The sequence below is a fragment of the Methylophaga sp. UBA3192 genome (assembly GCA_002363955.1).
Classification (GTDB): domain Bacteria; phylum Pseudomonadota; class Gammaproteobacteria; order Nitrosococcales; family Methylophagaceae; genus Methylophaga.
In genome coordinates this window covers 1-23,426 of sequence record DEXE01000003.1, presented here as the reverse complement: position 1 = coordinate 23,426, position 23,426 = coordinate 1, and the positions used below count along the sequence as shown (strand labels likewise).

The window sequence follows — 23,426 nt, the reverse complement described above, 5'->3', positions numbered from 1 at the left end:
GACGGCTGGCGCCCGAATATGATTCTGGATGATGGTGGCGACTTAACGACGATGATGCATCAGGATTACCCTGAATTACTGGCAGACGTTAAAGGCCTGTCAGAAGAGACCACTACCGGCGTCCACCGTTTATATGAAATGATGAAAGCGGGTGCATTGAAAGTCCCGGCGATTAACGTCAACGATTCGGTCACTAAGTCAAAATTCGACAACCTGTACGGCTGCCGTGAATCATTGCTTGATGGCATCAAGCGTGCAACTGATGTCATGGTTGCCGGTAAAATCTGTGTGGTTTTAGGTTACGGCGATGTCGGTAAAGGTTGTGCTCAAGCTTTCCGTGGGATGGGGGCGACCGTTATGGTCACTGAAATTGATCCTATTTGCGCCTTACAGGCAGCAATGGAAGGTTACCGTATTGTCACCATGGACGAAGTCGCTGATAAAGCCGATATCTTTGTTACAGCTACCGGTAATATCAATGTCATTAATCATGATCACATGGCAGCGATGCGTAACGAAGCTATCGTTTGTAACATCGGTCACTTTGATAACGAAATTGATGTTGCTTCACTGCGTAACTACGAGTGGGAAAACATTAAGCCTCAGGTTGACCACGTTATTTTCCCTGATGGTAAGCGTATTATCCTGCTGGCTGAAGGTCGCCTGGTTAATCTGGGCTGTGCAACCGGTCATCCAAGTTTTGTCATGTCAGCCTCTTTCACCAATCAAGTAATGGCACAAATCGAGTTATGGCATAACAGTGCTAATTACGAAAATAAGGTTTATGTCTTACCTAAACGTCTCGACGAGAAAGTCGCGCGGCTGCATTTAGGACGAATCGGTGCTAATCTGACCGAGTTAAATGCTGAGCAGGCTAAATATTTAGGTCTTGAACAGCAGGGCCCCTATAAACCGGAACACTATCGTTACTAAGTTAAGCAGGGCTAACGTAAAAGTTAGCCCTTTTTCTTTTACCTGAAGTAAGCATCATGTCCAAAAAAACTGTTATCAGCTGTGAGTTCTTCCCTCCAAAAACGGAAAAAGGCGCACAAAATCTTTTAGTCGTGCAAGAGCGACTCGCAGTATTAAAACCTGAATTTTATTCTGTGACGTTTGGTGCAGGTGGGTCGACTCAGGACAATACGCTCGAAGCCGTTATCGCTATCCAACAGCGGGCAGCTGAAACCGGAATCGATGCGGCTCCACATTTATCCTGTGTAGGATCTTCTCAGGAACGCATTCGCACTATTTTACAAACCTATATTGATAACGATATTTCCCGTGTGGTGGCATTAAGAGGTGATTTACCCTCTGGTATGCGGGATCCGGGTGATTTCCGCTATGCCAATGAACTGGTGGAATTTATCCGTAAAGAAACCGGCGATCATTTCACTATCGAAGTTGCTGCTTACCCCGAAGTGCATCCGCAAGCTCAGGATGCCGGCGTGGACCTGGAAAATTTCAAACGTAAAGTCGATGCCGGTGCCGACAGTGCCATCACCCAGTATTTTTTCAATATTGATTCCTATTTGTACTTTGTCGAACGTTGCCAGAAAAAAGGCATTGATATCCCGATAATTCCCGGCATTATGCCGATTAATAATTATTCCCAGCTGGCCCGTTTTTCTTCCGCCTGCGGGGCGGAAATTCCACGTTGGCTGAAAAAACGTCTTGAAGAGTTTTATGATGACACCGAGTCAATGCAGGCATTTACTACGGATTACCTGACGGATTTTACTGAGAAACTGCTCAGGCTTGATGTACCAGGATTGCATTTCTATTCCATGAATAAAAGCCAACCTGTACTAACCGTATGCGAACGTCTGGGTTTAGTTCGCTGATTATCAGGTTGAATTAACCGTGGAATTTTTCGGCGCATCGTTCACCGCTGCTATTAAACTCCTGGTCTCTTTTGATGCGACTGTATGGGAAATCATCCAGACCTCTGTCAGCATTTCTGTCGCTGCGGCATCTATCGCCGCTTTAATGGCAATTCCTGCCGGGGTGTTTACTGCGTTGACGGATTTTCCGGGCAAATCAGCTCTGCAACATCTCCTTAATACCTTGATGGCCATGCCCACTGTCGTCATAGGATTACTCCTCTACGGACTGTTCAGCCGGATGGGGCCTTTAGGTGAGTTAGGATTACTGTATACACAATCAGCAATGATCATCGCCCAGAGCATCCTGATTTTTCCCATCATGATGAACCTGACACTGGTTACCGTAAACACATCGGATCCACGATTACTTTTGACCTTGAAAAGCCTTGGTGCCAATAAATGGCAACAATGCTTTCAGGTATTAAAAGCCGTTCGGCTGGCTGTGCTGGTAGCCATTTTGACGGGCTTTGGCCGAGCGATTGGTGAAGTAGGTGCAGCGATGATGCTCGGCGGGAATATTGAAGGGTATACCCGCACGATGACCACGGCTATTGCGCTGGAAACCAGCAAGGGCGAATTTGAACTGGCTCTGGCACTGGGCATTGTGTTGTTGTTGATCGCTTTTATCTTGAATTTTGCCCTGTCCTGGATAAATCGGCGATTAACATGACTTACGCTTATCAACTCGACAACGTCAAAGTTCTTTATGACAATCAGCTGGTGCTGGATATTGAACAACTCAACATTACAGCCAACCAATGCCTGGCCGTATTGGGTGAAAATGGGGCTGGAAAATCCACGCTATTTCATTTATTGGCCCTACTCAAGCGACCCGACTCCGGTGATATCCGCTTATTCGGTGAAAACATCGCTACGCCAAAACCGCAACATCGTCAGCAAACAGGCCTAGTTGATCAACATCCTTATATGTTGCCTGGCACTGTGGCAGATAATATTCTTCTGGCGTTAAAGCTCCAAAAAGTCGATAAGTCATTTCACCAGTCCCGGCTACAACACGTATTGGAAACCGTCAATTTAACCCGGCTGGCCAATCAACCCGCCAGCACATTATCCGGTGGCGAACAACGCCGTGTTGCTATCGCCAGAGTGTTAGCCTTTGAACCGGAGATATTGTTGCTGGATGAGCCGTTTGCCAATCTGGACAGCCTCCATCAACGTCAGTTGGAGGATGTAATCAATGAGATAAGCGCCAGTGGTAAACGCACCGTACTGTTTTCAACGCATGATCGGGTGCAGGCCTCGGCCATAACACCTCACACTATTCAACTGCTTAAAGGAAAACCCATTTCAGCTCCTTTGCTGAATCTTTTTCATGGCTATTATGATGGCGAAATATTTCATACCAATGCGCTAAAAATCTTTGCCGCAGAGGGTTCTGCCTCCGCAAGACATATTGCAATTGATCCCCTGGCAATAACCATCAGCACGCACCCGCATTCTGATACCAGTGCCCGAAATCAATTGCCAGGCAGACTTATCGCCATCAGTGAATCGGGCAAAGCAATTCGCCTGACCATTGATTGTGGAGAGAAATTTGAAGTCATTATCAGTCATCAGGCTTTGTCCGCTTTACAACTCACATTGGGTAATTCTGTGTGGTTAAGTTTTAAAGCCACGGCGGTTACCTTATTGTGATTTTTTATTTTAGAGAGACGTATAGGCAACGGCGCGACGATTGCGGTAACATAAACTCATGGTCACAACATTAAAACTAAAAATTAAGTGAAACCCTCATTACAGCTACGTATTGGTCAAAGCCTGTCGATGACGCCTCAGTTGCAGCAAGCGATCCGTTTGTTGCAACTATCTTCCCTGGAATTGCAGACTGAAATTCAGGAAGCACTCGAAACCAATCCCCTGTTGGAAGTCGAGGAGGATTACGATTATGACGAGCCCGGTATCGCTCGTCGTGACGAAGATAATGGCAGTCGCGAAATCAGCGAACTGGAAAACACCGATATTCCAGAAGATCTGCCCGTTGATAGCAAATGGGAAGATACCTACGATAATTCTCCGAGCATCAGCAGCTCAGGACCTTCCGGTGACAGCGATTTTGAACGTGATAATCAGGATGAAAGCAGCGATAGTCTGCAACAGCACTTACTCTGGCAGATGCGCCTCACACCATTTACCGAAACCGAACAGGCGATTGCCACCACTATCATTGACTCGATTGAAGATGATGGTTATCTGAAAACCACTCTGGAAGAAATTCAGCAAAGTCTGGGCGGAGAATTTGCTGAAGTAGAACTTGATGAAATTGAAACGGTATTACATCGGATTCACCACTTTGACCCGGTCGGTGTCGGCGCCCGCGATCTGCGCGAATGTCTGCTGATACAACTGCGTTTATATGAATCCTCCGTTGCCCTGAAACATATCGAATTATTGACCGAACTGATCGACAAACATCTGGATACGCTGGCTAAGCGCGATTACGCGCAGATAAAACGTACGCTGAAAGTCAGTGATGATGAATTAACCGATCTGGTGCGCTCAATTCAATTGCTCAACCCGCGTCCCGGCAGTAGTATCCAAACTGACAAAACTGAATATATCGTACCGGATGTCTATGCGATAAAAGTTCACGGCAAATGGCAGTTGTCACTTAACCCGGACAATGCTCCTAAACTGCAGATTGCCGAACATTACGCATCCTTAATAAATCGTGCCGATAGCAGTGAAGAAAACACCTACCTGAAAAATAATCTGCAGGAAGCACGCTGGTTTCTGAAAAGTTTACAAAGCCGTAATGAGACATTGCTGAAAGTCACGCAAGCCATTGTTGAACGGCAGCGTGATTTTCTTGACCATGGTGAAGAAGCCATGAAACCCTTGGTGTTAGCCGATATTGCCGAGACAGTGGAAATGCATGAATCCACTATATCCCGAGTCACCACACGCAAATATCTGCACACACCGCGCGGTATATTTGAATTGAAATTCTTTTTCTCCAGCCATGTCGGAACTGAAAGTGGCGGAGAATGTTCAGCAACAGCCATTCGTGCGATCATCAAAAAACTGGTCGCCGCAGAAAATCCAAGAAAACCTCTCAGTGACAGCAAAATTGCTGATATTCTGGGAGAACAGGGCATTAATGTCGCTCGCCGTACTATTGCAAAGTACCGTGAAACATTGGCGATAGCGCCCTCAAATGAGCGTAAGCGACTGGTGTAGAACCAGTTTTAGTCCACCAACAGGAGTGATGCATTATGCAATTAAATCTAAGCGGACAACATATCGATATCACTGACAGCCTCCGGGATCACGTCAATAAAAAATTCGAGAAACTCACTCGTCATTTTGATCACATGACCAACGTACATGTGGTGCTATCTGTTGAAAAACTTCGGCAGAAAGCTGAAGCAACCGTGCATGCCAGTGGAGCAGACTTATTTGCTTCTGACGAGCAGGAAAATATGTATACCGCTATTGAAAATCTGGTTGCCAAACTGGATCGACAGATCATTAAACACAAAGATAAAATCACTAACCACCATCAAGCTGATGGTGCAATTCAAAAACATAACGCTAGTTAAGGAGCGGTATTTTTCATGCTTATTGCTGCACTGCTCGTAAATGCGGACAACATCAGTTTCCACGATGAAGCTACCAGTAAAAAACGGGTGATCGAAAATCTCAGTCGGATGCTGGGAGCCAACACCAGTGCAGCGACTGCTGAAAAAATCTTTCAAGTTCTGCTTGAACGGGAACGTCTGGGCAGTACCGGATTAGGCAAGGGCGTGGCTATCCCCCACGCCCGTGTCCCGGATCTGACGCATACTGTGGCCGCCATGCTGACGCTGGAAACGCCCGTTGAGTTTGAAGCGGCTGATGGTAAACCGATTGATATTGCCTTTGGTTTATTGGTCCCTGAGGATGATACTGAACATCATTTACAGCATCTGTCCCGTCTTGTCACACTGTTCCGTGATGAAGAAGTTTGTAGCCGTATTCGGCAGGCCCCCAATGCGGAAGCCATTTTTGAATTATTACTTTCCATCGACGAAGACTGATTCACAATGTCTCTGCCAGCAGCCATAAATAGTCAACATGGCGTAATGCTTCATTATCAGGGAAAAGGAATTCTGCTAACGGGTGAGGCAGGTATTGGCAAAAGCAGTCTTGCGCTTGAATTGATTCATCATGGGGCGATTTTGATTGCCGATGATGTAGTGGATTTTTCACTGGAAGCTGATCAGCTAATCGGCCATTGCCCCAAAATGCTTTCCGGTCTATTGCATAGCCGTGAATTAGGCTTGATCGATATTCGCAAAGTATATGGTGAAGAGAGCTGGCGGAGCAGCTGCATTGCAGATTTTTGTATTGAGCTGAAATCAGTGCATCAACCTCCAGTCAGCGTCACCACACCAATTCACAGTAAATTTATTCTTGGTAAACCATTAGCAGTATTGACCTTATCTGTCCAGAATCCGGCATCATTAAAAACCCGAATTGACAGCTGGCTGGCAATGCAGAGTTCCCACCAACACAGCCATGCCAAAATGCAGCTCTGGCAACTGGCTAAAATGGCATTTTAAACACAGATATTTGCCTAAAAGGCTCATATCCATTACATTCATTGGCGGTAAACTGCCCTTCCAGTCTGACTTTTACTGGTGACCAAGAGAACCAAGATGACCGTAGGTATTTTGATCGTATCGCACAACCATATCGGCACCGAGTTGATAAACACGGCAAGACAAATGTTGTCCTGCTGTCCCTTGCCTACCAAAGTCATTTCTATCGAAGTAAAAGATAATCCCGACGCGATTCGGAAACAGCTTGATGGTGAATTGATTGGACTGGATCAGGGTAATGGTATTTTGATTTTGACAGATATGTTTGGCTCAACTCCTAGTAATATTGCCTGTGCGGTCTCTGATCGTGAAGATATTCGAATTGTTTCAGGGCTTAATCTTCCCATGCTAATCCGCGTTTTGAATTATCCAACCTTAAGCCTTGATGAACTGGAACACAAAGCAGTAAGTGGTGGCCAGGAAGGCATAGTTCGGTGTCATCATTCAGGATACCGTCCATGAAACAGGAACAGACTTTTACCATTATCAACCGACTGGGTTTACATGCCCGGGCTGCCGCCAAATTTGTCACCACAGCTTCTGAGTTCAATGCGGATATCCATGTTTCAAGGGATGACCGTCAGGTAAATGGCAAAAGTATTATGGGAGTGATGATGTTAGCAGCGGCCAAAGGCACTGAAATCCAGGTTACAGCAGAAGGCGATGATGCTGAACCTGCTTTACAGGCTATCGGTGAGCTGATTGCCAATTACTTTGGGGAAGGCCAATGACGCTTGAACTCCAGGGCATTGGTGTTTCCCGAGGCATCGCGATCGGCCGCGCACATATTCTGTTTCACAATCAGCCGGATGTACGTGAATACCTGATCCCTGCCTTTTCGATTGAACAGGAAGTTGAACGTCTGCTCGACGCCATTGAACAGGCCAAGCAGCAGCTCAAGTCGATACGTAATCATATTCCCGCCAACGCGCCTGCAGACGTAACCTCATTCATTGATACACATATTTTGATGCTCAATGACTCATCTCTGACCAAAGTCCCAGTCGAGATGATCCGCCAGCGTCGCTGTAATGCTGAATGGGCACTGCAACTTCAACGTGACGCACTGATCAACGTCTTCAATGAAATGGATGATCCCTATCTGCGAACCCGTCGTGATGATGTTGATCATGTGGTCAATCGTATCCATCGGATTCTGGCCGATCAGGAAGTTGCTGATCACGAAATTGCTGATGGACGGCTGAAAGGTCATATCATCATTGCTGAAGATTTGACGCCTGCAGATACCGTTTTAATGCAACATCAGGGTATTGCTGCCTTCGTCACTGAGCATGGTGGTGCGACTTCGCATACCACAATCCTGGCACGCAGCCTGGGTATTCCGGCCATTGTCGGTGTGGAATCTGTTCGTCGCTATGTGCAGGACAATGAGCCACTGATCGTCGATGGTGAAGCTGGCATCATGATTGCCGGTGCCGATGAAGGCACACTTAGAGAATATCAACAGCGGCGCATTGCTTTTGATGAACATATTTCATCACTCAGTCGCTATAAGTCACAACCGACCCGTACCCGCGATGGTAAAACCATTACGCTACTCGCAAATGCGGAATTGCCCGAAGACATTACGACTATCAGTAATGCCGGGGCACAGGGCATTGGACTTTATCGAACCGAATTTCTCTACATGAACCGTCTGGCACCACCCGAAGAGGAAGAACAGCTGGCGGCATATCGTGATGTGGTGGAAGGCATGAATAATCAGCCGGTCACCATTCGAACCTTCGACTTAGGCGCTGATAAAACCGTTGATGGTGGCCGTCATCTCACTCAAACAGTAGTCACAAATCCAGCGCTTGGTTTACGCGCCATTCGTTTGTGTCTGACTCAGCCGGCTATGTTTCGTACCCAGTTAAGAGCCATTTTACGGGCATCAGCCTATGGCAAAATCAAAATCATGTTCCCGATGATTTCCACAATGCATGAACTGTTGCAGGCACGTAACTTACTTGAGCAATGCAAACTGGAACTGGACAGAGAAGGACTGGAATATGATCATCGGGTTGAAATTGGTGCCATGATCGAAATCCCTGCCAGTGCAGTTTGTGCGGAAATGTTTGCTCGCCATGTCGATTTCCTGTCAATCGGCACCAATGATTTGATTCAATATACTTTGGCAATCGATCGTATTGATGACACAGTCAACTATCTTTATGACCCATTGCACCCTGCCGTTTTACGGTTGATTCATATGACACTGGAAGCTGGCAGAAAATTTAATGTACCAGTATCAATGTGCGGTGAAATGGCTGGTGATCCTCGTTATACACGTCTATTGCTGGCAATGGGGCTGGAGCATTTCAGTATGCATCCCAATGCTTTGTTAGAAATAAAGCAAATCATTAACGAAACTGATTTGAGTTTATTGCCGAGTAATACCCTTAGCATCATGGAAGTTTCTGATGCACTTGAGGCGGATATGTTGCTTGAACAAATCAACGCGCCGATTCATCACTAAAGTCTGTTTATCTCAAATAACCAAATCTGTTGTGAGATAAACAGGCCTGACAATTTAACGCTATCCAGCACAAGGCAAGCAGGCTAAAATAGCCTGCAAAACCTCCCCGTACAAGAACCGACGCCACCTGGAACCGGATATGTCTGAGCTGGACCAACATCGCAGTCTCAATCACTCGCTGAATGCATTTTCCGAGGCGCTAAAAAGTGGACGATTCGTCAGAATGCGCCGCTTATTAGCCAGCCTGCATCCCGCTGAAACAGCACATTTACTGGAATCTTTGCCGCCAGCCGAACGTCTGGTTTGCTGGCCGATCATTAACCCCGAATTACGCGGTGAAGTACTTTCCTATATTGGTGAAGATGTTCGTACAGGTCTGATGACCAACATGGACACGGCTGATCTGTTAAGTGCGACTGAAGATCTGGATACCGATGACGTCGTTGATATCTTGCAGGATCTGCCCGGCCATGTGATGCAGGAAGTTTTGCGGGCCATGAACTCGCAGCGCCGACGTCGGGTTGAAGCCATTCTGGCTTATGAGGAAGATACTGCCGGTGGTCTGATGAACACCGATGTGGTCACGGTGCGTTCTGACATTACCCTGGAAGTGGTATTACGTTATTTGCGTATGTACGGCGAATTACCTGAAAACACGGATAGCTTGTACGTTGTTGATCATCAGGATAAATATCTCGGTACTTTACGTTTGTCGCAGGTTGTCAGTCGCAGTCGTTCGCTCACTGTACGCGAAGCGATGTCACATCAGGTTGAGCCAATTCCGGCCAATATGTCTGACCACGATGTGGCACACCGTTTTGAAAAACACGATCTGATTTCTGCCCCCGTAGTAGATAAAGACAACCATCTGCTGGGCCGTATCACAATCGATGACGTGGTAGACGTTATCCGCGATGAAGCCGAACACTCTTTATTGAGCATGGCCGGTTTGAGTGAGGATGAAGACACATTTGCGCCGGTCAAAAAAAGTATCCATCGCCGCTCGGTATGGCTCGGCATCAACCTGCTCACCGCTTTTCTCGCCGCATGGGTCATTGGTCTGTTTGATACTACCATTGAAAAACTGGTGGCATTGGCAGTATTAATGCCGATTGTTGCCAGCATGGGCGGCATTGCCGGTAGCCAGACATTGACATTGGTGATTCGCTCCATGGCTTTAGGGCAACTGAATGATAAAAACCAGCGATGGTTGTTACGTAAGGAATTTCTGGTCGGCATGGCTAATGGTGTGATTTGGGCAATAGCAATCGCTTTTGTTACTTATCTGTGGTTTGGTAATTTTTTACTGGGAATCATGATTGGCGCGGCCATAATTGTTAATATGACTTGTGCTGCACTTGCAGGCGTCATAATTCCATTGGGATTGAAACGTATTGGTATTGATCCCGCATTGTCCGGCAGTGTGTTACTGACCACTGTGACAGATGTCGTCGGATTTATGGCTTTCCTTGGATTTGCTACTTTATTTATTGTTTAACTCGGATATTTGATTATGTCAGGCAACAGTTTCGGAAAACTATTTACCGTCACCACCTTTGGTGAAAGTCACGGTACAGCGATAGGTTGTATTGTGGATGGCTGCCCACCGGGACTTGAATTGTCTGAAGCCGATCTGCAGGGAGATCTGGATCGTCGTCGTCCCGGTAAAAGCCGTCATGAAACACAACGTCGCGAACCCGATCAGGTCAAAATTCTTTCAGGCATTTTTGAAGGCAAAACCACCGGGACTCCCATTGGTTTGTTGATTGAAAATGTGGATCAACGTTCAAAAGATTACGGCAATATTGCAGAGCAATTTCGCCCGGCTCATGCCGATTATGCCTATCAGCATAAATATGGTTTCCGTGATTACCGGGGTGGTGGTCGCTCCTCAGCTCGTGAAACTGCAATGCGAGTCGCCGCGGGCGGTATTGCCAAAAAATTTCTCAAACAACGATATGGTATCGAAATTCAGGGTTACCTGAGTCAGCTCGGACCGATTAAAGCTGAAACACTGGATTGGTCGCATATCGAAAACAGTTTGTTTTTCAATCCGGATCCGAAGATTGAAAGTCAGTTGGAAGACTATATGGATGCCCTACGCAAGGAAGGCAATTCAATTGGTGCTCGTATCAATGTCATTGCCCGCCATGTCCCCCCCGGTCTGGGTGAACCTATTTTTGATCGACTGGATGCTGATATTGCTCATGCGATGATGAGTATTAATGCCGTTAAAGGTGTTGAGATCGGTGCAGGTTTTGAGTCGGTTACTCAAAAAGGCACCGAACATCGTGATGAAATAACCCCTGAAGGCTTTCTGAGCAACCATGCTGGCGGTACGCTCGGTGGAATTTCCAGCGGCCAGGATTTACTGGTCAGCATGGCACTCAAACCTACATCCAGCTTGCGCATACCGGGTCGCAGTATCAACACACGTGGTGAGCCTATTGAAGTGGTTACACATGGCCGTCATGATCCCTGTGTGGGCATTCGGGCTACACCAATCGCTGAAGCTATGCTGGCATTGGTGTTAATGGACCATGTATTACGTCAACGGGCACAGAATATGGATGTCACGACTGATACACCAATTATTCCGGCGCAAGCCTGATCTGATCGCTGGTGCCTTTTTCTGCTCTACCCTACTGGCGACTGTCAGGATTTTATCTTTTTTATTTTGCTACTCTGGGTATTCTGGTTCCCTACTGGGGCCTCTACCTGCAGTGGGAAGGCTTCAGTGCCAGGCAGATTGGTGAATTAACCGCCATTCTGCTGGCCACCCGCATTATTGCACCAAATGTCTGGGGCTGGATTGCTGATCATCGTGGTCAGCGAATGCGTATTGTACGACTGGCAAGTTTTCTCAGTATTTTGGCTTTCTCTGCCATTTTTATCTCGCAAAGTTATTACTGGATAGCCGCTGTACTGATGCTATTCAGTTTTTTCTGGAATGCGTCACTTCCCCAATTTGAAGTCACTACCCTGCAGCATCTGGGCGAGTATAGCCATCATTACAGCAAGATCCGTGTGTGGGGATCTATCGGCTTTATCTGTGTAGTGGTGTTGCTCGGTTGGCTGTTAGATCGTTACGATGCCGGCATCGTCCCCTATGCCTTGCTGGTATCAATCAGTGGTATCTGGTTAATCAGCCTGACCGTTCCTGAATTAGCAAGTCGTCATCTCAGTCTCAATCACATCCCTATAAAGCAATTACTTAAACAACCTGCAGTGCGGGCATTTTTAGCCATCTGTTTTTTAATGCTGGTCAGCCATGGACCCTACTATACGTTTTACAGTATTTATCTTGAACAGCATGGATACAGCCGCACTCTGATCGGACAGTTATGGGCGTTGGGTGTGGTAGCAGAGTTAATGGTATTTCTGGTGATGCACCGCTGGTTACCACGCTTTGGCATACGTAAAGTGCTACTGGCCAGCCTGCTGCTGGCAGCGCTTCGTTGGCTGTTGATTGCGCTATATGCCGATCAGATTTTTATATTGATTGCCGCACAATCTTTACATGCGGCCAGTTACGGTGCCTATCATGCCGCTTCAATAGCATGGTTACACCAACATTTCACCGGCCGCAATCAAGGACGAGGACAGGCGCTTTACAGCAGTATGAGTTTTGGTGCCGGAGGTGCGGTGGGAAGCTTATTAAGCGGTTATTTATGGATTACCCCCGGACCGGAAATGACTTTCATTCTGGCGGCACTAACGGCTTGCACTGCATTTCTAATTGGTTTTGTATGGCTTAAAACAGCTAAATCCATTGCTGGAAAATAACCATTCAAATAACGTGGTAAGCTTCCCATAAGTACTGCAAAGCCGCTATACTCCTGCGTTGATAATTTCAAAAGCCAACAGTGCTCATGCACTGCTTCTGACTAGGTGGGATATGCATTTCTCAATTAAGAAAGGGCTGACATTGCCCCTTGCTGGTGCCCCGGAACAAACAATTAGCCAGGCTAATCCGGTCGCATCGGTTGCTGTGTTGGGTCACGAATACGTCGGGATGAAACCGACTATGCTGGTTGAAGAAGGGCAGCGGGTTAAATTAGGTGAAGCCTTGTTCACCGACAAGAAAATTCCCGGTGTGACTTATACAGCTCCAGGCTCAGGCGTGATTAAATCCATCAACCGTGGCGCTAAACGCGCATTACAATCTGTGGTAATTGAGCTAGAAGGTGATGATGAAATCACTTTTAAACATTACTCCCCGAAAGAACTGACGTCGCTCAGCCGTGAGCAAGTCCAGGAAAATCTGGTGGCGTCGGGTTTATGGACAGCATTACGGACACGGCCGTACAGTAAAAGTCCGGAACTGGATAGCGAACCTAAAGCAATATTTATTACTGCCATTGATAGCAATCCACTGGCCGCTGACCCCAATCTCATAATTAATGAGTACGCTGACGATTTTCGTAATGGTTTGACAGTACTCAGTCATTTGACTAGCGGTAAATTGTATCTATGCCAGTCACCACAGGCTGCATTACCGACTCCTGATCTCAAAAATCTTGAAACCCCGACTTTCTCGGGCCCTCACCCCTCTGGTCTTGTTGGAACTCATATCCACTTTATCGAGCCGGTTAGTGTCAAAAAAACCGTATGGCATATCGGTTATCAGGATGTCATTGCTGTAGGAAAACTATTCACCACCGGTCACCTCTGGGTAGAACGAATTATCTCGCTGGCAGGCCCCATGGTAAATAAACCTCGGTTAATTCGCACACGACTGGGCGCCAATACTGAAGATTTAGTCCGTGGCGAAGTTCAGAATGTTCGTTCCCGTGTCATTTCCGGATCAGTTTTCAATGGTCATACAGCCAATAACTGGGCCGCTTTCCTGGGTCGATTTCATTCTCAGATATCTGTGCTTGAAGAAGGCACCCACCGTGAAGTATTAGGCTGGATTCGTCCAGGCGGCGCCAATAAATATTCCGCATTGAATGTGTTCTTCAGCAAAGTTTTCGGCAAAAAAGATTTACCGTTGACTACCTCACAAAATGGTAGTCCGCGAGCCATGGTGCCTGTTGGTGTATTTGAAACGGTTATGCCACTGGATATTTTACCCACGCAACTGCTGAGAGCTTTACTGGTCAGAGATACTGATTCTGCTCAGGCTCTGGGGTGTCTTGAGTTGGATGAAGAAGATCTGGCCTTATGTTCATACGTCTGCTCTGGCAAATATGACTATGGCCCAGCGCTGAGAGCCAATCTTACACAAATAGAAAAAGAAGGATAACCATGGCGCGTTTAAGACGATTCCTAGACCGGATAGAGCCATCATTCCAAAAAGGCGGACCATACGAAAAGTATTTTGCTGTCTATGAGATGATCGACACATTCATCTATAGCCCGGGCGATGTAACTCGTGGCTCCCCGCATGTTCGAGATGGTATCGACCTTAAGCGGGTAATGAGTTATGTCGTGCTCGCGACCCTGCCCGTATTAATGCTGATGTTATGGAATACCGGCTATCAGGCAAACAGCGCGATGGCCCAATTGGGTATGTCGACACTGGAAGGCTGGCGTGGCTGGATTCTGACCAGTTTTGGTATCGGTTACGATCCTAATAGCATGTTCTCTAATATGTTCCATGGGCTTTTATATTTTTTGCCGATATATCTGACAACATTGATTGCCGGCGGTACCTTTGAAGTCATTTTTGCTGCTGTGCGAAATCATGAAGTCAATGAAGGCTTTCTGGTTACCTCCATGCTTTACAGTCTCACCTTACCGCCATCTACGCCTCTGTGGCAGGTTGCTCTTGGTATTATCTTTGGTGTGGTGATTGGTAAAGAAGTGTTTGGTGGTACCGGCAAAAACTTCCTGAATCCTGCATTAACCGGCCGTGCATTTTTGTACTTTGCCTATCCGGCACAAATGTCCGGAGATGCTATCTGGACAGCAATTGATGGTTATACCGGCGCCACTCCTCTTGCCCTGGCTGCCCTGGGTGGTTTGGAAGCTGTGACTGAAGCGGGTTATACCTGGACACAAACCTTTATTGGTCATATGCCTGGTTCGCTGGGTGAAACATCTACTCTGGCTATTTTACTTGGAGCGGCTTTCCTGCTGTATACCCGGATTGCCTCTTTTAGAATTATTTTCGGTGTGTTTATCGGCATGGTTGCCACGACCTGGCTGTTTAATATGATTGGCAGTGAGACCAATCCAATGTTTGGTTTGCCCTGGTACTGGCATTTATCACTGGGTGGTTTTGCCTTTGGTATGGTTTTCATGGCCACGGATCCGGTTTCTGCAGCCATGACCAACAAAGGCCGCTGGATCTACGGCATTCTGATTGGTTTTATGACTGTGCTGATACGGGTCATCAATCCTGCCTTCCCCGAAGGTATTATGTTAGCCATATTGTTTGCCAATATATTTGCCCCTCTTATCGACTATTTTGTCGTTCAGTCCAACATTAAACGAAGACTACAGCGAAGCTAACCATGGCAGAAATTACTCGGAAAAAAGGTTTTTTTGGACAGCTGATGCAGCGGCCCAATGATGACCCGACAAAAACCATATTTATTGCAATCATGCTGTGTTTGGTCTGTTCGGTCATGGTGTCGACGGCAGCCGTAGCACTCAAATCCAAGCAGGTTGTAAATAAAAAGAATGATATTCGGCAGAACATACTGGCCGTTACCGGACAGTATGAACCCGGCATGGACATGGAAGTTGCCTTTGAACAATTTGAAGTCCGATTAGTTGACCTGGCATCCGGGGAGTTTGCGGAAAACGATATTGATCCGACGACGTATGATCAGCGCAAAGCCTCCGGGTCGCCAGATTTAGGAGTACGCCTCGGTAATCGTGAGGATATTGCCGGAATCGGCAGCAGAGCCAAATACGCACCTGTTTATATTCTGCGTCAAGGTGATGAAATCGAACAACTGGTCATTCCGGTTCATGGTTACGGCTTATGGTCGACTATGTACGGTTTTCTCTCCCTGGAGAGTGACTTTAATACCATTCGTGGTTTGCGTTTTTACGAGCATGCAGAAACGCCAGGCCTGGGCGGCGAAATAGAAAACCCACGCTGGTTAGCCAAATGGGAAGGTAAAAAAATATTTGATGCAAATGGCAATGTGGAATTCAGAGTTGTTCGGGGTTATGTCGACAACAATACGCCACAAGCTGAGTATAAAGTCGATGGATTATCCGGTGCTACTCTGACCAGCCAAGGTGTATCCAATATGATGGTCTTCTGGTTAGGTGAAAATGGATTTGGTCCTTTTTTGCAAAACATGCGTTCAGACATGGGGAATAACTGATGGCAAGCCAAGCAAAAACCAATGTTATCGACCCGTTAATCGATAACAACCCTATTACATTACAAGTATTGGGAATCTGCTCCGCATTAGCGGTGACAACCAATATGACTGCGGCGCTGATCATGTGTATCGCCTTGACGACGGTTGCTGCATTTTCAGGCGCGATTATCAGTATGATTCGTCATCATATCCCGTCAAGTATTCGCATCATCGTTCAGATGACGGTCATTGCTTCACTGGTCATTATCGTTGATCAGATTCTCAAAGCTTACGCTTACGAGGCAAGCAAACAATTATCTGTGTTTGTCGGTTTGATCATCACCAACTGTATTGTTTTAGGCAGAGCAGAAGCCTATGCCATGAAAAACTCGCCGGGAATGAGCTTTCTTGATGGTTTAGGTAATGGTCTGGGTTACAGTTTAGTGTTGCTGGTTGTCGCCTTCTTCCGTGAATTACTGGGCGCTGGCAAACTGTTTGGGCAAACTATTATTCCTGTCGCTAACGAAGGTGGCTGGTATATGCCCAATGGTTTGATGCTGCTGCCACCCAGCGCATTTTTTATTATCGGCCTGATGATCTGGGCGATTCGTAGCTGGAAACCACAACAAGTTGAGGCGCCGGACTATCAGATTCACCAGGTACACCGCACGGAGGTTTTGTAAATGGAGCATTATCTCAGTCTGTTTATCCGCTCAATTTTCGTCGAGAATCTGGCTCTGGCTTTCTTTTTGGGGATGTGTACCTTCCTCGCAGTATCGAAAAAAATCGAAACCGCTCTGGGCTTGGGTATCGCGGTTATTCTGGTTCAGGCAATAACCGTTCCAACCAATAATCTGATTTATCAATACCTTCTTAAAGAAGGCGCCCTGTCATGGGCAGGTTTACCAGATGTTGATCTGAGTTTCCTGGGCCTGATCAGCTATATTGGTGTTATTGCCGCTATGGTGCAAATCATCGAAATGGCCATGGATAAATATGTGCCGGCACTCTATAACGCGTTAGGTATTTTCCTGCCTTTAATCACGGTGAATTGCGCCATTTTAGGGGGCACATTGTTTATGGTAGAACGTGATTACAATCTTGCAGAAAGTGCCGTATATGGTGTGGGAAGTGGTTTTGGCTGGGCGCTGGCTATCACTGCAATCGCAGGCATCAGAGAGAAACTTAAATATTCCGACGTTCCTGACGGCTTACAAGGCCTTGGCATCACCTTTATCACTGCGGGCTTGATGGCGTTAGGATTCATGGCATTTTCGGGGATTCAACTCTAATGGAAATCATTTTAGGCATCGTCTTATTCACGCTGATCATCATGGCGTTGGTATTCGTTATTATCAGCGCCCGCTCCAAATTGGTAGCGACCGGTGATATCGACATTATTGTCAATGATGAAAAAACGATTAAAACCAAGGCTGGCGGTAAACTTTTAGGGGCTTTAGCCGATGCCAACCTGTTTGTATCTTCAGCATGTGGCGGTGGTGGGACCTGCGCACAATGCAAGGTAAAGATCTTTGAAGGCGGCGGCTCTATTCTGCCCACTGAAGAATCACATATCACTAAACGTGAAGCCGCTGAAGGTGATCGGTTGTCTTGTCAGGTGGCCGTTAAACAAAACATGCGGATTCAGGTGCCGGAAGAAGTATTCGGCGTGAAGAAGTGGGAATGCACGGTTCGTTCCAATGATAATGTTGCCACTTTTATTAAAGAGCTGATCCTTGAATTACCTGAAGGTGAAAGTGTTAACTTCCGTGCCGGTGGTTTTATTCAGATTGAATGTCCGCCACATACGGTGGAATACAAAAACTTTATCATCGCCGATGAATATCGTCCAGATTGGGATCGCTTTGATATGTGGCGTTACAAATCCGTGGTGAAAGAAAACGTGGTTCGCGCCTACTCTATGGCCAACTATCCGGAAGAAAAAGGCATTGTAATGCTGAACGTACGGATTGCATCACCACCGCCTAATGCTGATGATGTGCCACCGGGAATCATGTCTTCATACATTTTTGATCTCAAAGCTGGTGATAAAGTCACTATTTCCGGTCCATTTGGTGAGTTTTTTGCCAAAGATACGGATAAAGAAATGGTATTCATTGGTGGTGGTGCCGGTATGGCGCCAATGCGTTCACACATCTTTGATCAGCTGCGCCGTTTGAAATCTAAACGTAAAATGACTTTCTGGTATGGTGCCCGCAGTCTGCGTGAGATGTTTTATACCGAAGATTTTGACGAGCTGGCCGCTGAAAATGATAATTTCACCTGGCATGTCGCTTTATCTGATGCATTGCCGGAAGATAACTGGACTGGCTACACCGGGTTTATTCACAATGTTATTTATGAAAACTATCTGAAAGATCATCCGGCTCCAGAAGATTGCGAATATTACATGTGCGGCCCACCGATGATGAACGCAGCTGTCATCAAAATGCTCGAAGATTTAGGTGTTGAACCTGAAAACATCATGCTTGATGATTTTGGAGGCTAATATGAATACTTTCCTCGCCACATTTTTTATTCTTCTGTTGGCTGTTATGGCCATGGCTATAGGTGTAATTTTTGGCCGTTCAGCAATAAAAGGTAGTTGTGGTGGTTTGAATCAGGTTGGACTGTCAGGAAGTTGTGGTGGTGCCTGCTCAATCCAGGAAAAAGAAGAGTGTGAAGCCCGGAAACGGGAAAAACAACAAAACTAATCAGCATCAGGGAGTAGTCCATGCTTGCATCACTCAAAGTAAAAGATCATATGAATGGCACCAAGATCACCTTCACTCCTGATATGGATGTGTTGCGGGCGATTCATCAGCTGATTGAGTTGAAAATTTCCGGGGCACCGGTAGTGGATCATCATGGCAACCTGATTGGTTTTCTCTCTGAAAAAGACTGTATGCAAGTCGCCCTTAATGCTGCTTATCAGGGCGAATCGGCCGGCAAAGTCGAAGAATATATGCATAATAAAGTTGAAACCATTGATTTTGAAGCTTCCATCATTGAGGTTGCCGAGAAATTTTTACAAACCGCTTACAAATGTTTGCCAGTGATCAAAGAAAATCGCTTAGTTGGTTCAATTACCCGACAAAATATTTTGAAGGCACTTGAGCTGACATCTAACCCGGATAGCAAACAGCCGGCAAAACAATCCACCAAACAAAATATTCATGTAAGCAATAATGTTTCCTGACATTTAGCTGGACTTCGCTACTAACAGCCGCCATGCGGCTGTTTTTGTTTATAGTGTTGTTAGACGACCAGTGGATTTTTTTGCATCAACAATTTAGTGTAAGCTTTGGATTAATTTAACCAGACCGACAGAGAAATTATGATCTATAACAGCATCCTCGACACTATCGGTAATACACCTATTGTTAAACTTAATAATATTGCTCCTGAGCACGTCGAAATGTACGTCAAAGTGGAAGCATTCAATCCGATGGCTTCGGTTAAGGATCGCCTTGCATTTGCCGTAATCGATGACGCTGAAAAACGTGGTGTATTAAAACCTGGACAAACTGTCGTTGAAGCAACATCGGGTAATACCGGCATTGCCCTGGCAATGGTCTGCGCAGCGAAAGGTTATCCATTTGTTGCCACGATGGTTGAAACCTTCTCCATTGAACGCCGGAAAATTATGCGGGCACTCGGTGCCAAAGTTATCCTCACTCCCGCAGCGGAAAAAGGGACAGGAATGGTGAAAAAAGCCGAGGAACTTGCTGAAAAACATGGCTGGTTTCTCGCCAGACAATTCGAAAATCCTGCTAATCCAGCTTTTCATCGAAATACTACCGCCCCTGAAATTCTTCGCGATTTTGCCGGTAAAAGGCTCGATTACTGGGTCTCAGGCTGGGGAACTGGCGGCACGTTAACCGGGGCTGGTGAAATGATAAAACTTGCCAGACCTGATACCAAAATTGTCGCCACTGAACCAGCTGCGGCATCGATGCTGGCAGGAGATGACTGGCATCCCCATAAGATTCAGGGCTGGACACCAGACTTCATTCCAGATGTATTAAATCGCGATGTTTATGACGAGTTATACCCTGTTACTGATGAAGAATCCAAAAGCTGGGCATTAAGGTTAGCCAGTGAAGAAGGAATCTTCTGTGGTTTATCTTGTGGCGGCACTGTGGCAGCCGCAATGAAAGTCGCTGAAAATGCAGAACCAGGTTCGGTTATTCTCGCAATGCTACCCGATACTGGCGAACGCTATCTATCAACTTATTTATTTGAAGGCATGAATGAAGGTTCCGATGATGAATGGCTGGCCAGCCTTGGCTAGCCATTCCAGTCTAATCCGTCAGTACCGCAGCGATAGCCACCGACCAGCAGCACGTATGATCAGCTCCTCCCACCAGATAGCTTTTTACTTTTTCACGTGATTTGAATTTCGACAGATAAGACATTAATACCGACCCGGGTACCACAAAATCATGATCGCCTATCAAATGTATCTGGGGTACTGCCTCTAATGCTGAGCTGTAATCAACTGGGTTTAATGAACCCGACAGAGGTGCTGAATCATTAAATTCGCTCCACCACTTATGATCAAGGTTGCCAGCAACGGTCACTAATAGTGCAACATCGCTCCTTTTTGATGCAATAATCGATGCAATTGCTCCCCCTCCGGAATACCCTACCAAACGTATTTGACTCGCTTGATACTGCTGTTTCATTATAGAAATTGCCATATCCATCGAATCCACTACGGCTTGAGAATATCGATGTGAAGTCCACAGCTCACGGTTACACGAGTTAAATCGGGTAGCTTTCAGATATTGACAGGGACGTCCTATATAGACACTGTCTCCTCCGGTTTCCTGCGCCAGCCTTAATGCCACGCCGGGTTCTCCATCACCTTCAATAAAAATATTAAGTATTTCAGCTTGCTTTAACTCTGGTGGTGTAAAGCCGATCATGATATGTGAACCGCCAGAAAGAATCAGACGATTCCATGTAGATATTTCATTCGCTTGTACTGAAAATGACAATACAAAAAGAAGCATGAACGTTTTCATGGAGCACCTCCGTTAAGGGTGACATGAAAAAATCTGCATAGATGATGCCAAATCCGTTCAACATGATTTTTATCTGGATTGCCCGATATTTTGCTAAAAGGCCCCAAACATGATTACATTTTCATTATGAAACCCATAATAAAACCATTTCAAGCCGATAACGAATACTATTTTATTGAAGGATGCTATATCAATGAACTGTCTAATGATATCGAAGATGAAGCGTTATCAATTGCTCAAGCAAGGGTTTCACCCGGAGTAACCACACAGTGGCACCGGTTAAAGTCAACCACTGAACGTTATGTGATTATTCAAGGTCAGGGAATCGTAGAGATCGGTGATTTGCCTCCTCATACCGTTACTTCGGGAGATGTTGTTATTATTCCTGAAAATACTCGCCAACGTATCACCAATGTCAGTAATGAGGATCTGGTATTTCTAGCATTATGTACCCCGCGATTTACAGCTGATAACTATCAAGAAGAATTGACCTAATTCAGATTATTGCTTCACATGGTGTATCCTTAATTCATATATAAAGTAAACAGGCACAAAAAAAAGCATTAACTCTTATATAAAGTCTGTTTGCTATATAAAATTTTCACCGGATGAATTTTCAAACATGGAGACAGTTCAACAATGGAGTTGAATTCAAGTATGAATGAAGTAAACACTGGAACACCCGCTATTTCACTTGAAGAAATTAATTTCCAGACGATGGCTGAAGATGCCCCAGTTACCCTTTGGCTAACTGATATACATGGCAATATAATTTTTACAAATAACCAATATAAAAATTTTATTGGACGAGAAAAAGTTGAAAAGATGGGTGGTAAAGCCTGGTTCAATGCCTTACATCCCGACGACCGTGATTATTGTCTGACTGTATTTAAGGATGCATTTGAGACTTACAAATCTTTTACCATGGAATACCGATTACGTCGTCGTGATGGTGAATACAGGCATTTTATCGACCATGGTGAACCCTATATCGATGGCCATGGCCGTTTTTCGGGTTTTGTTGGGTCCTCAACTGATATCACTGAACAAAAATTATCTGAAGATGAACTGAAAAAGTCTCATCAGGAACTCACACAATACAACTATGAGATGAATCTCATCAATCAGCTTAACTCTTACCTCCAGGTGTGCAGAGCTGTTGATGAAACCTACCCCATCGTTTCATATTATGCAGAACAGATCTTTCCAGATTGTACCGGTGCACTGTATTTGTTTAATGATAAGAAAACACTTGTTGAATCGATGACGACATGGGGCATAACAGATGATATTAAAAGTGCACCCGTCATAGCTCCTGATGACTGTTGGTCGCTACGTCAAGGTAAGGAGCACACTACTCTTGATAACGATGGCAGACTTCGATGTAAGCATGTCAGCGAAGGTGTGAGCAACTATATCTGTGAACCGATAATTGCCCAGGGTGAAATGCTTGGCATGTTACATATCGAATTTAATGGTGCAAAACATAAAGTAGGAGAAGAGAAAACCTATTACGTTGAGTCCAGAAAGCGTCTGGTGAAAATTACTGCTGATAACCTTGCTTTGTCACTGGTTAGCCTGAAACTCAAAGAAGCTTTACAATCACAATCAGTACGTGACCCATTAACCTCTCTGTTTAACAGACGTTTCATGGAGGAAAGCCTTGAGCGTGAAATTCACAGATGTGCCCGAGCCCAGCATGGACTGGGTCTGATCCTCTCAGATATCGATCATTTTAAGAAATTTAATGATGATTATGGCCATGATGCTGGTGATCTGGTTCTTGTCGAATATGCCAATATTCTCAAAAATCATTTTCGCAGCAGTGATGTTATCTGTCGCTATGGTGGCGAAGAATTCATTATTATCATGCCTGATATTAACAAAGACCACTTGGTAAAGCGCGCCCAAATACTCTGTCAGGAAATCAGTTCACTGGAACTTTTATATCAAAATAAACCGCTACCAACGATCACAGCCTCCTGTGGTGTGGCCTATCTGCATAACACGCTTATCGAAAAATCAGACATAATCAAGGCAGCTGATGTCGCTTTATATGAAGCTAAAAATAACGGTCGAAATCAGGTGGTGGTTTCCGAAACGGAGTTTATTGATATTTAGCAAAATCCACCCCTATTTTTACAGGAGCAAAAACCGACCACTGT

General features: G+C 45.7%; 26 protein-coding genes. 25 read left to right on the top strand and 1 reads right to left on the bottom strand.

Annotated elements, in window-relative coordinates; all coding sequences use genetic code 11:
• The 23 genes from B2337_RS01635 to cysK form a co-directional block, all read left to right on the top strand.
• A partial coding sequence (locus B2337_RS01635; RefSeq protein ID WP_292742482.1) for an adenosylhomocysteinase occupies positions 1–933 on the top strand: 933 nt, incomplete at its 5' end.
• Positions 934–989: 56 nt separating this feature from the next.
• Positions 990–1,841, top strand: coding sequence for a methylenetetrahydrofolate reductase [NAD(P)H] (gene metF, locus B2337_RS01630; protein ID WP_292414446.1), 852 nt, complete (start codon positions 990–992; stop codon positions 1,839–1,841).
• A 19-nt stretch (positions 1,842–1,860) separates the two neighbouring features.
• Positions 1,861–2,553 carry an ABC transporter permease gene (locus B2337_RS01625; RefSeq protein ID WP_292361934.1) on the top strand — a complete coding sequence of 231 codons (693 nt, stop codon included), beginning with the start codon at positions 1,861–1,863 and terminating at the stop codon, positions 2,551–2,553.
• Entirely contained in the window at positions 2,550–3,539 is a 990-nt protein-coding gene (locus B2337_RS01620; protein WP_292361933.1) for an ABC transporter ATP-binding protein, read from the top strand. Before B2337_RS01625 ends, B2337_RS01620 begins: the two co-directional genes overlap by 4 nt.
• A gap of 87 nt (positions 3,540–3,626) precedes the next feature.
• Entirely contained in the window at positions 3,627–5,081 is a 1,455-nt protein-coding gene (locus B2337_RS01615) for an RNA polymerase factor sigma-54 (protein WP_292414447.1), read from the top strand.
• Positions 5,082–5,116: 35 nt separating this feature from the next.
• Positions 5,117–5,443: a ribosome hibernation-promoting factor, HPF/YfiA family gene (gene hpf / locus B2337_RS01610; RefSeq protein ID WP_069296314.1), complete on the top strand. Its 327-nt coding sequence runs from the start codon at positions 5,117–5,119 to the stop codon at positions 5,441–5,443.
• 15 nt (positions 5,444–5,458) lie between these two features.
• Positions 5,459–5,920 (top strand): PTS sugar transporter subunit IIA, encoded by a 462-nt coding sequence (locus tag B2337_RS01605; protein WP_292361931.1) that lies wholly within the window; start codon positions 5,459–5,461, stop codon positions 5,918–5,920.
• Between the two features lie 6 nt (positions 5,921–5,926).
• A complete protein-coding gene (locus B2337_RS01600; protein ID WP_292361930.1) occupies positions 5,927–6,445 on the top strand; it encodes a hypothetical protein in 519 nt (172 codons plus the stop codon).
• 96 nt (positions 6,446–6,541) lie between these two features.
• Entirely contained in the window at positions 6,542–6,946 is a 405-nt protein-coding gene (locus B2337_RS01595) for a PTS sugar transporter subunit IIA (RefSeq protein ID WP_292356677.1), read from the top strand.
• Positions 6,943–7,215 carry an HPr family phosphocarrier protein gene (locus B2337_RS01590; protein WP_292361929.1) on the top strand — a complete coding sequence of 91 codons (273 nt, stop codon included), beginning with the start codon at positions 6,943–6,945 and terminating at the stop codon, positions 7,213–7,215. Before B2337_RS01595 ends, B2337_RS01590 begins: the two co-directional genes overlap by 4 nt.
• The gene (gene ptsP / locus B2337_RS01585; protein WP_292361928.1) at positions 7,212–8,963 is read left to right on the top strand and encodes a phosphoenolpyruvate--protein phosphotransferase; all 1,752 of its coding nucleotides are present in this window, start codon (positions 7,212–7,214) and stop codon (positions 8,961–8,963) included. The genes B2337_RS01590 and ptsP overlap by 4 nt, the downstream gene beginning before the upstream one ends.
• Positions 8,964–9,102: 139 nt before the next feature.
• Complete coding sequence (gene mgtE, locus B2337_RS01580) at positions 9,103–10,461, top strand: magnesium transporter (protein ID WP_292361927.1); 1,359 nt, start codon at positions 9,103–9,105, stop codon at positions 10,459–10,461.
• A gap of 15 nt (positions 10,462–10,476) precedes the next feature.
• Entirely contained in the window at positions 10,477–11,574 is a 1,098-nt protein-coding gene (aroC, locus tag B2337_RS01575) for a chorismate synthase (protein WP_292361926.1), read from the top strand.
• Positions 11,575–11,585: 11 nt separating this feature from the next.
• Entirely contained in the window at positions 11,586–12,749 is a 1,164-nt protein-coding gene (locus B2337_RS01570) for an MFS transporter (protein WP_292414449.1), read from the top strand.
• A gap of 112 nt (positions 12,750–12,861) precedes the next feature.
• Positions 12,862–14,211, top strand: a complete 1,350-nt coding sequence (locus tag B2337_RS01565) for a Na(+)-translocating NADH-quinone reductase subunit A (RefSeq protein ID WP_292414450.1) — start codon at positions 12,862–12,864, stop codon at positions 14,209–14,211.
• Between the two features lie 2 nt (positions 14,212–14,213).
• Positions 14,214–15,422 (top strand): NADH:ubiquinone reductase (Na(+)-transporting) subunit B, encoded by a 1,209-nt coding sequence (locus tag B2337_RS01560; protein WP_292361923.1) that lies wholly within the window; start codon positions 14,214–14,216, stop codon positions 15,420–15,422.
• Between the two features lie 2 nt (positions 15,423–15,424).
• The gene (locus B2337_RS01555) at positions 15,425–16,252 is read left to right on the top strand and encodes a Na(+)-translocating NADH-quinone reductase subunit C (protein ID WP_292414451.1); all 828 of its coding nucleotides are present in this window, start codon (positions 15,425–15,427) and stop codon (positions 16,250–16,252) included.
• Entirely contained in the window at positions 16,252–16,914 is a 663-nt protein-coding gene (locus B2337_RS01550) for an NADH:ubiquinone reductase (Na(+)-transporting) subunit D (RefSeq protein WP_292361921.1), read from the top strand. The genes B2337_RS01555 and B2337_RS01550 overlap by 1 nt, the downstream gene beginning before the upstream one ends.
• Positions 16,915–17,523, top strand: coding sequence for an NADH:ubiquinone reductase (Na(+)-transporting) subunit E (gene nqrE, locus B2337_RS01545; RefSeq protein WP_069296326.1), 609 nt, complete (start codon positions 16,915–16,917; stop codon positions 17,521–17,523).
• A complete protein-coding gene (gene nqrF / locus B2337_RS01540; RefSeq protein ID WP_292361920.1) occupies positions 17,523–18,740 on the top strand; it encodes an NADH:ubiquinone reductase (Na(+)-transporting) subunit F in 1,218 nt (405 codons plus the stop codon). The genes nqrE and nqrF overlap by 1 nt, the downstream gene beginning before the upstream one ends.
• Before the next feature lies 1 nt (position 18,741).
• Entirely contained in the window at positions 18,742–18,945 is a 204-nt protein-coding gene (gene nqrM, locus B2337_RS01535; protein ID WP_292414452.1) for a (Na+)-NQR maturation NqrM, read from the top strand.
• 20 nt (positions 18,946–18,965) lie between these two features.
• A complete protein-coding gene (locus tag B2337_RS01530; RefSeq protein ID WP_292361918.1) occupies positions 18,966–19,430 on the top strand; it encodes a CBS domain-containing protein in 465 nt (154 codons plus the stop codon).
• Positions 19,431–19,568: 138 nt separating this feature from the next.
• On the top strand, positions 19,569–20,525 hold the full coding sequence (gene cysK, locus B2337_RS01525) for a cysteine synthase A (protein WP_292414454.1): 957 nt from the start codon (positions 19,569–19,571) through the stop codon (positions 20,523–20,525).
• A gap of 10 nt (positions 20,526–20,535) precedes the next feature.
• Here cysK and B2337_RS01520 read toward each other — a convergent pair whose 3' ends face one another.
• Positions 20,536–21,261, bottom strand: a complete 726-nt coding sequence (locus tag B2337_RS01520; protein WP_292414455.1) for an alpha/beta hydrolase family protein — start codon at positions 21,259–21,261, stop codon at positions 20,536–20,538.
• Between the two features lie 126 nt (positions 21,262–21,387).
• Between B2337_RS01520 and B2337_RS01515 the strand changes: the two genes are divergently transcribed.
• Together B2337_RS01515 and B2337_RS01510 are read left to right on the top strand one after the other, a co-directional pair.
• Entirely contained in the window at positions 21,388–21,756 is a 369-nt protein-coding gene (locus B2337_RS01515) for a cupin domain-containing protein (protein ID WP_292414457.1), read from the top strand.
• A gap of 162 nt (positions 21,757–21,918) precedes the next feature.
• Complete coding sequence (locus B2337_RS01510; RefSeq protein WP_292361914.1) at positions 21,919–23,382, top strand: sensor domain-containing diguanylate cyclase; 1,464 nt, start codon at positions 21,919–21,921, stop codon at positions 23,380–23,382.
• Positions 23,383–23,426 lie beyond the last annotated feature (44 nt).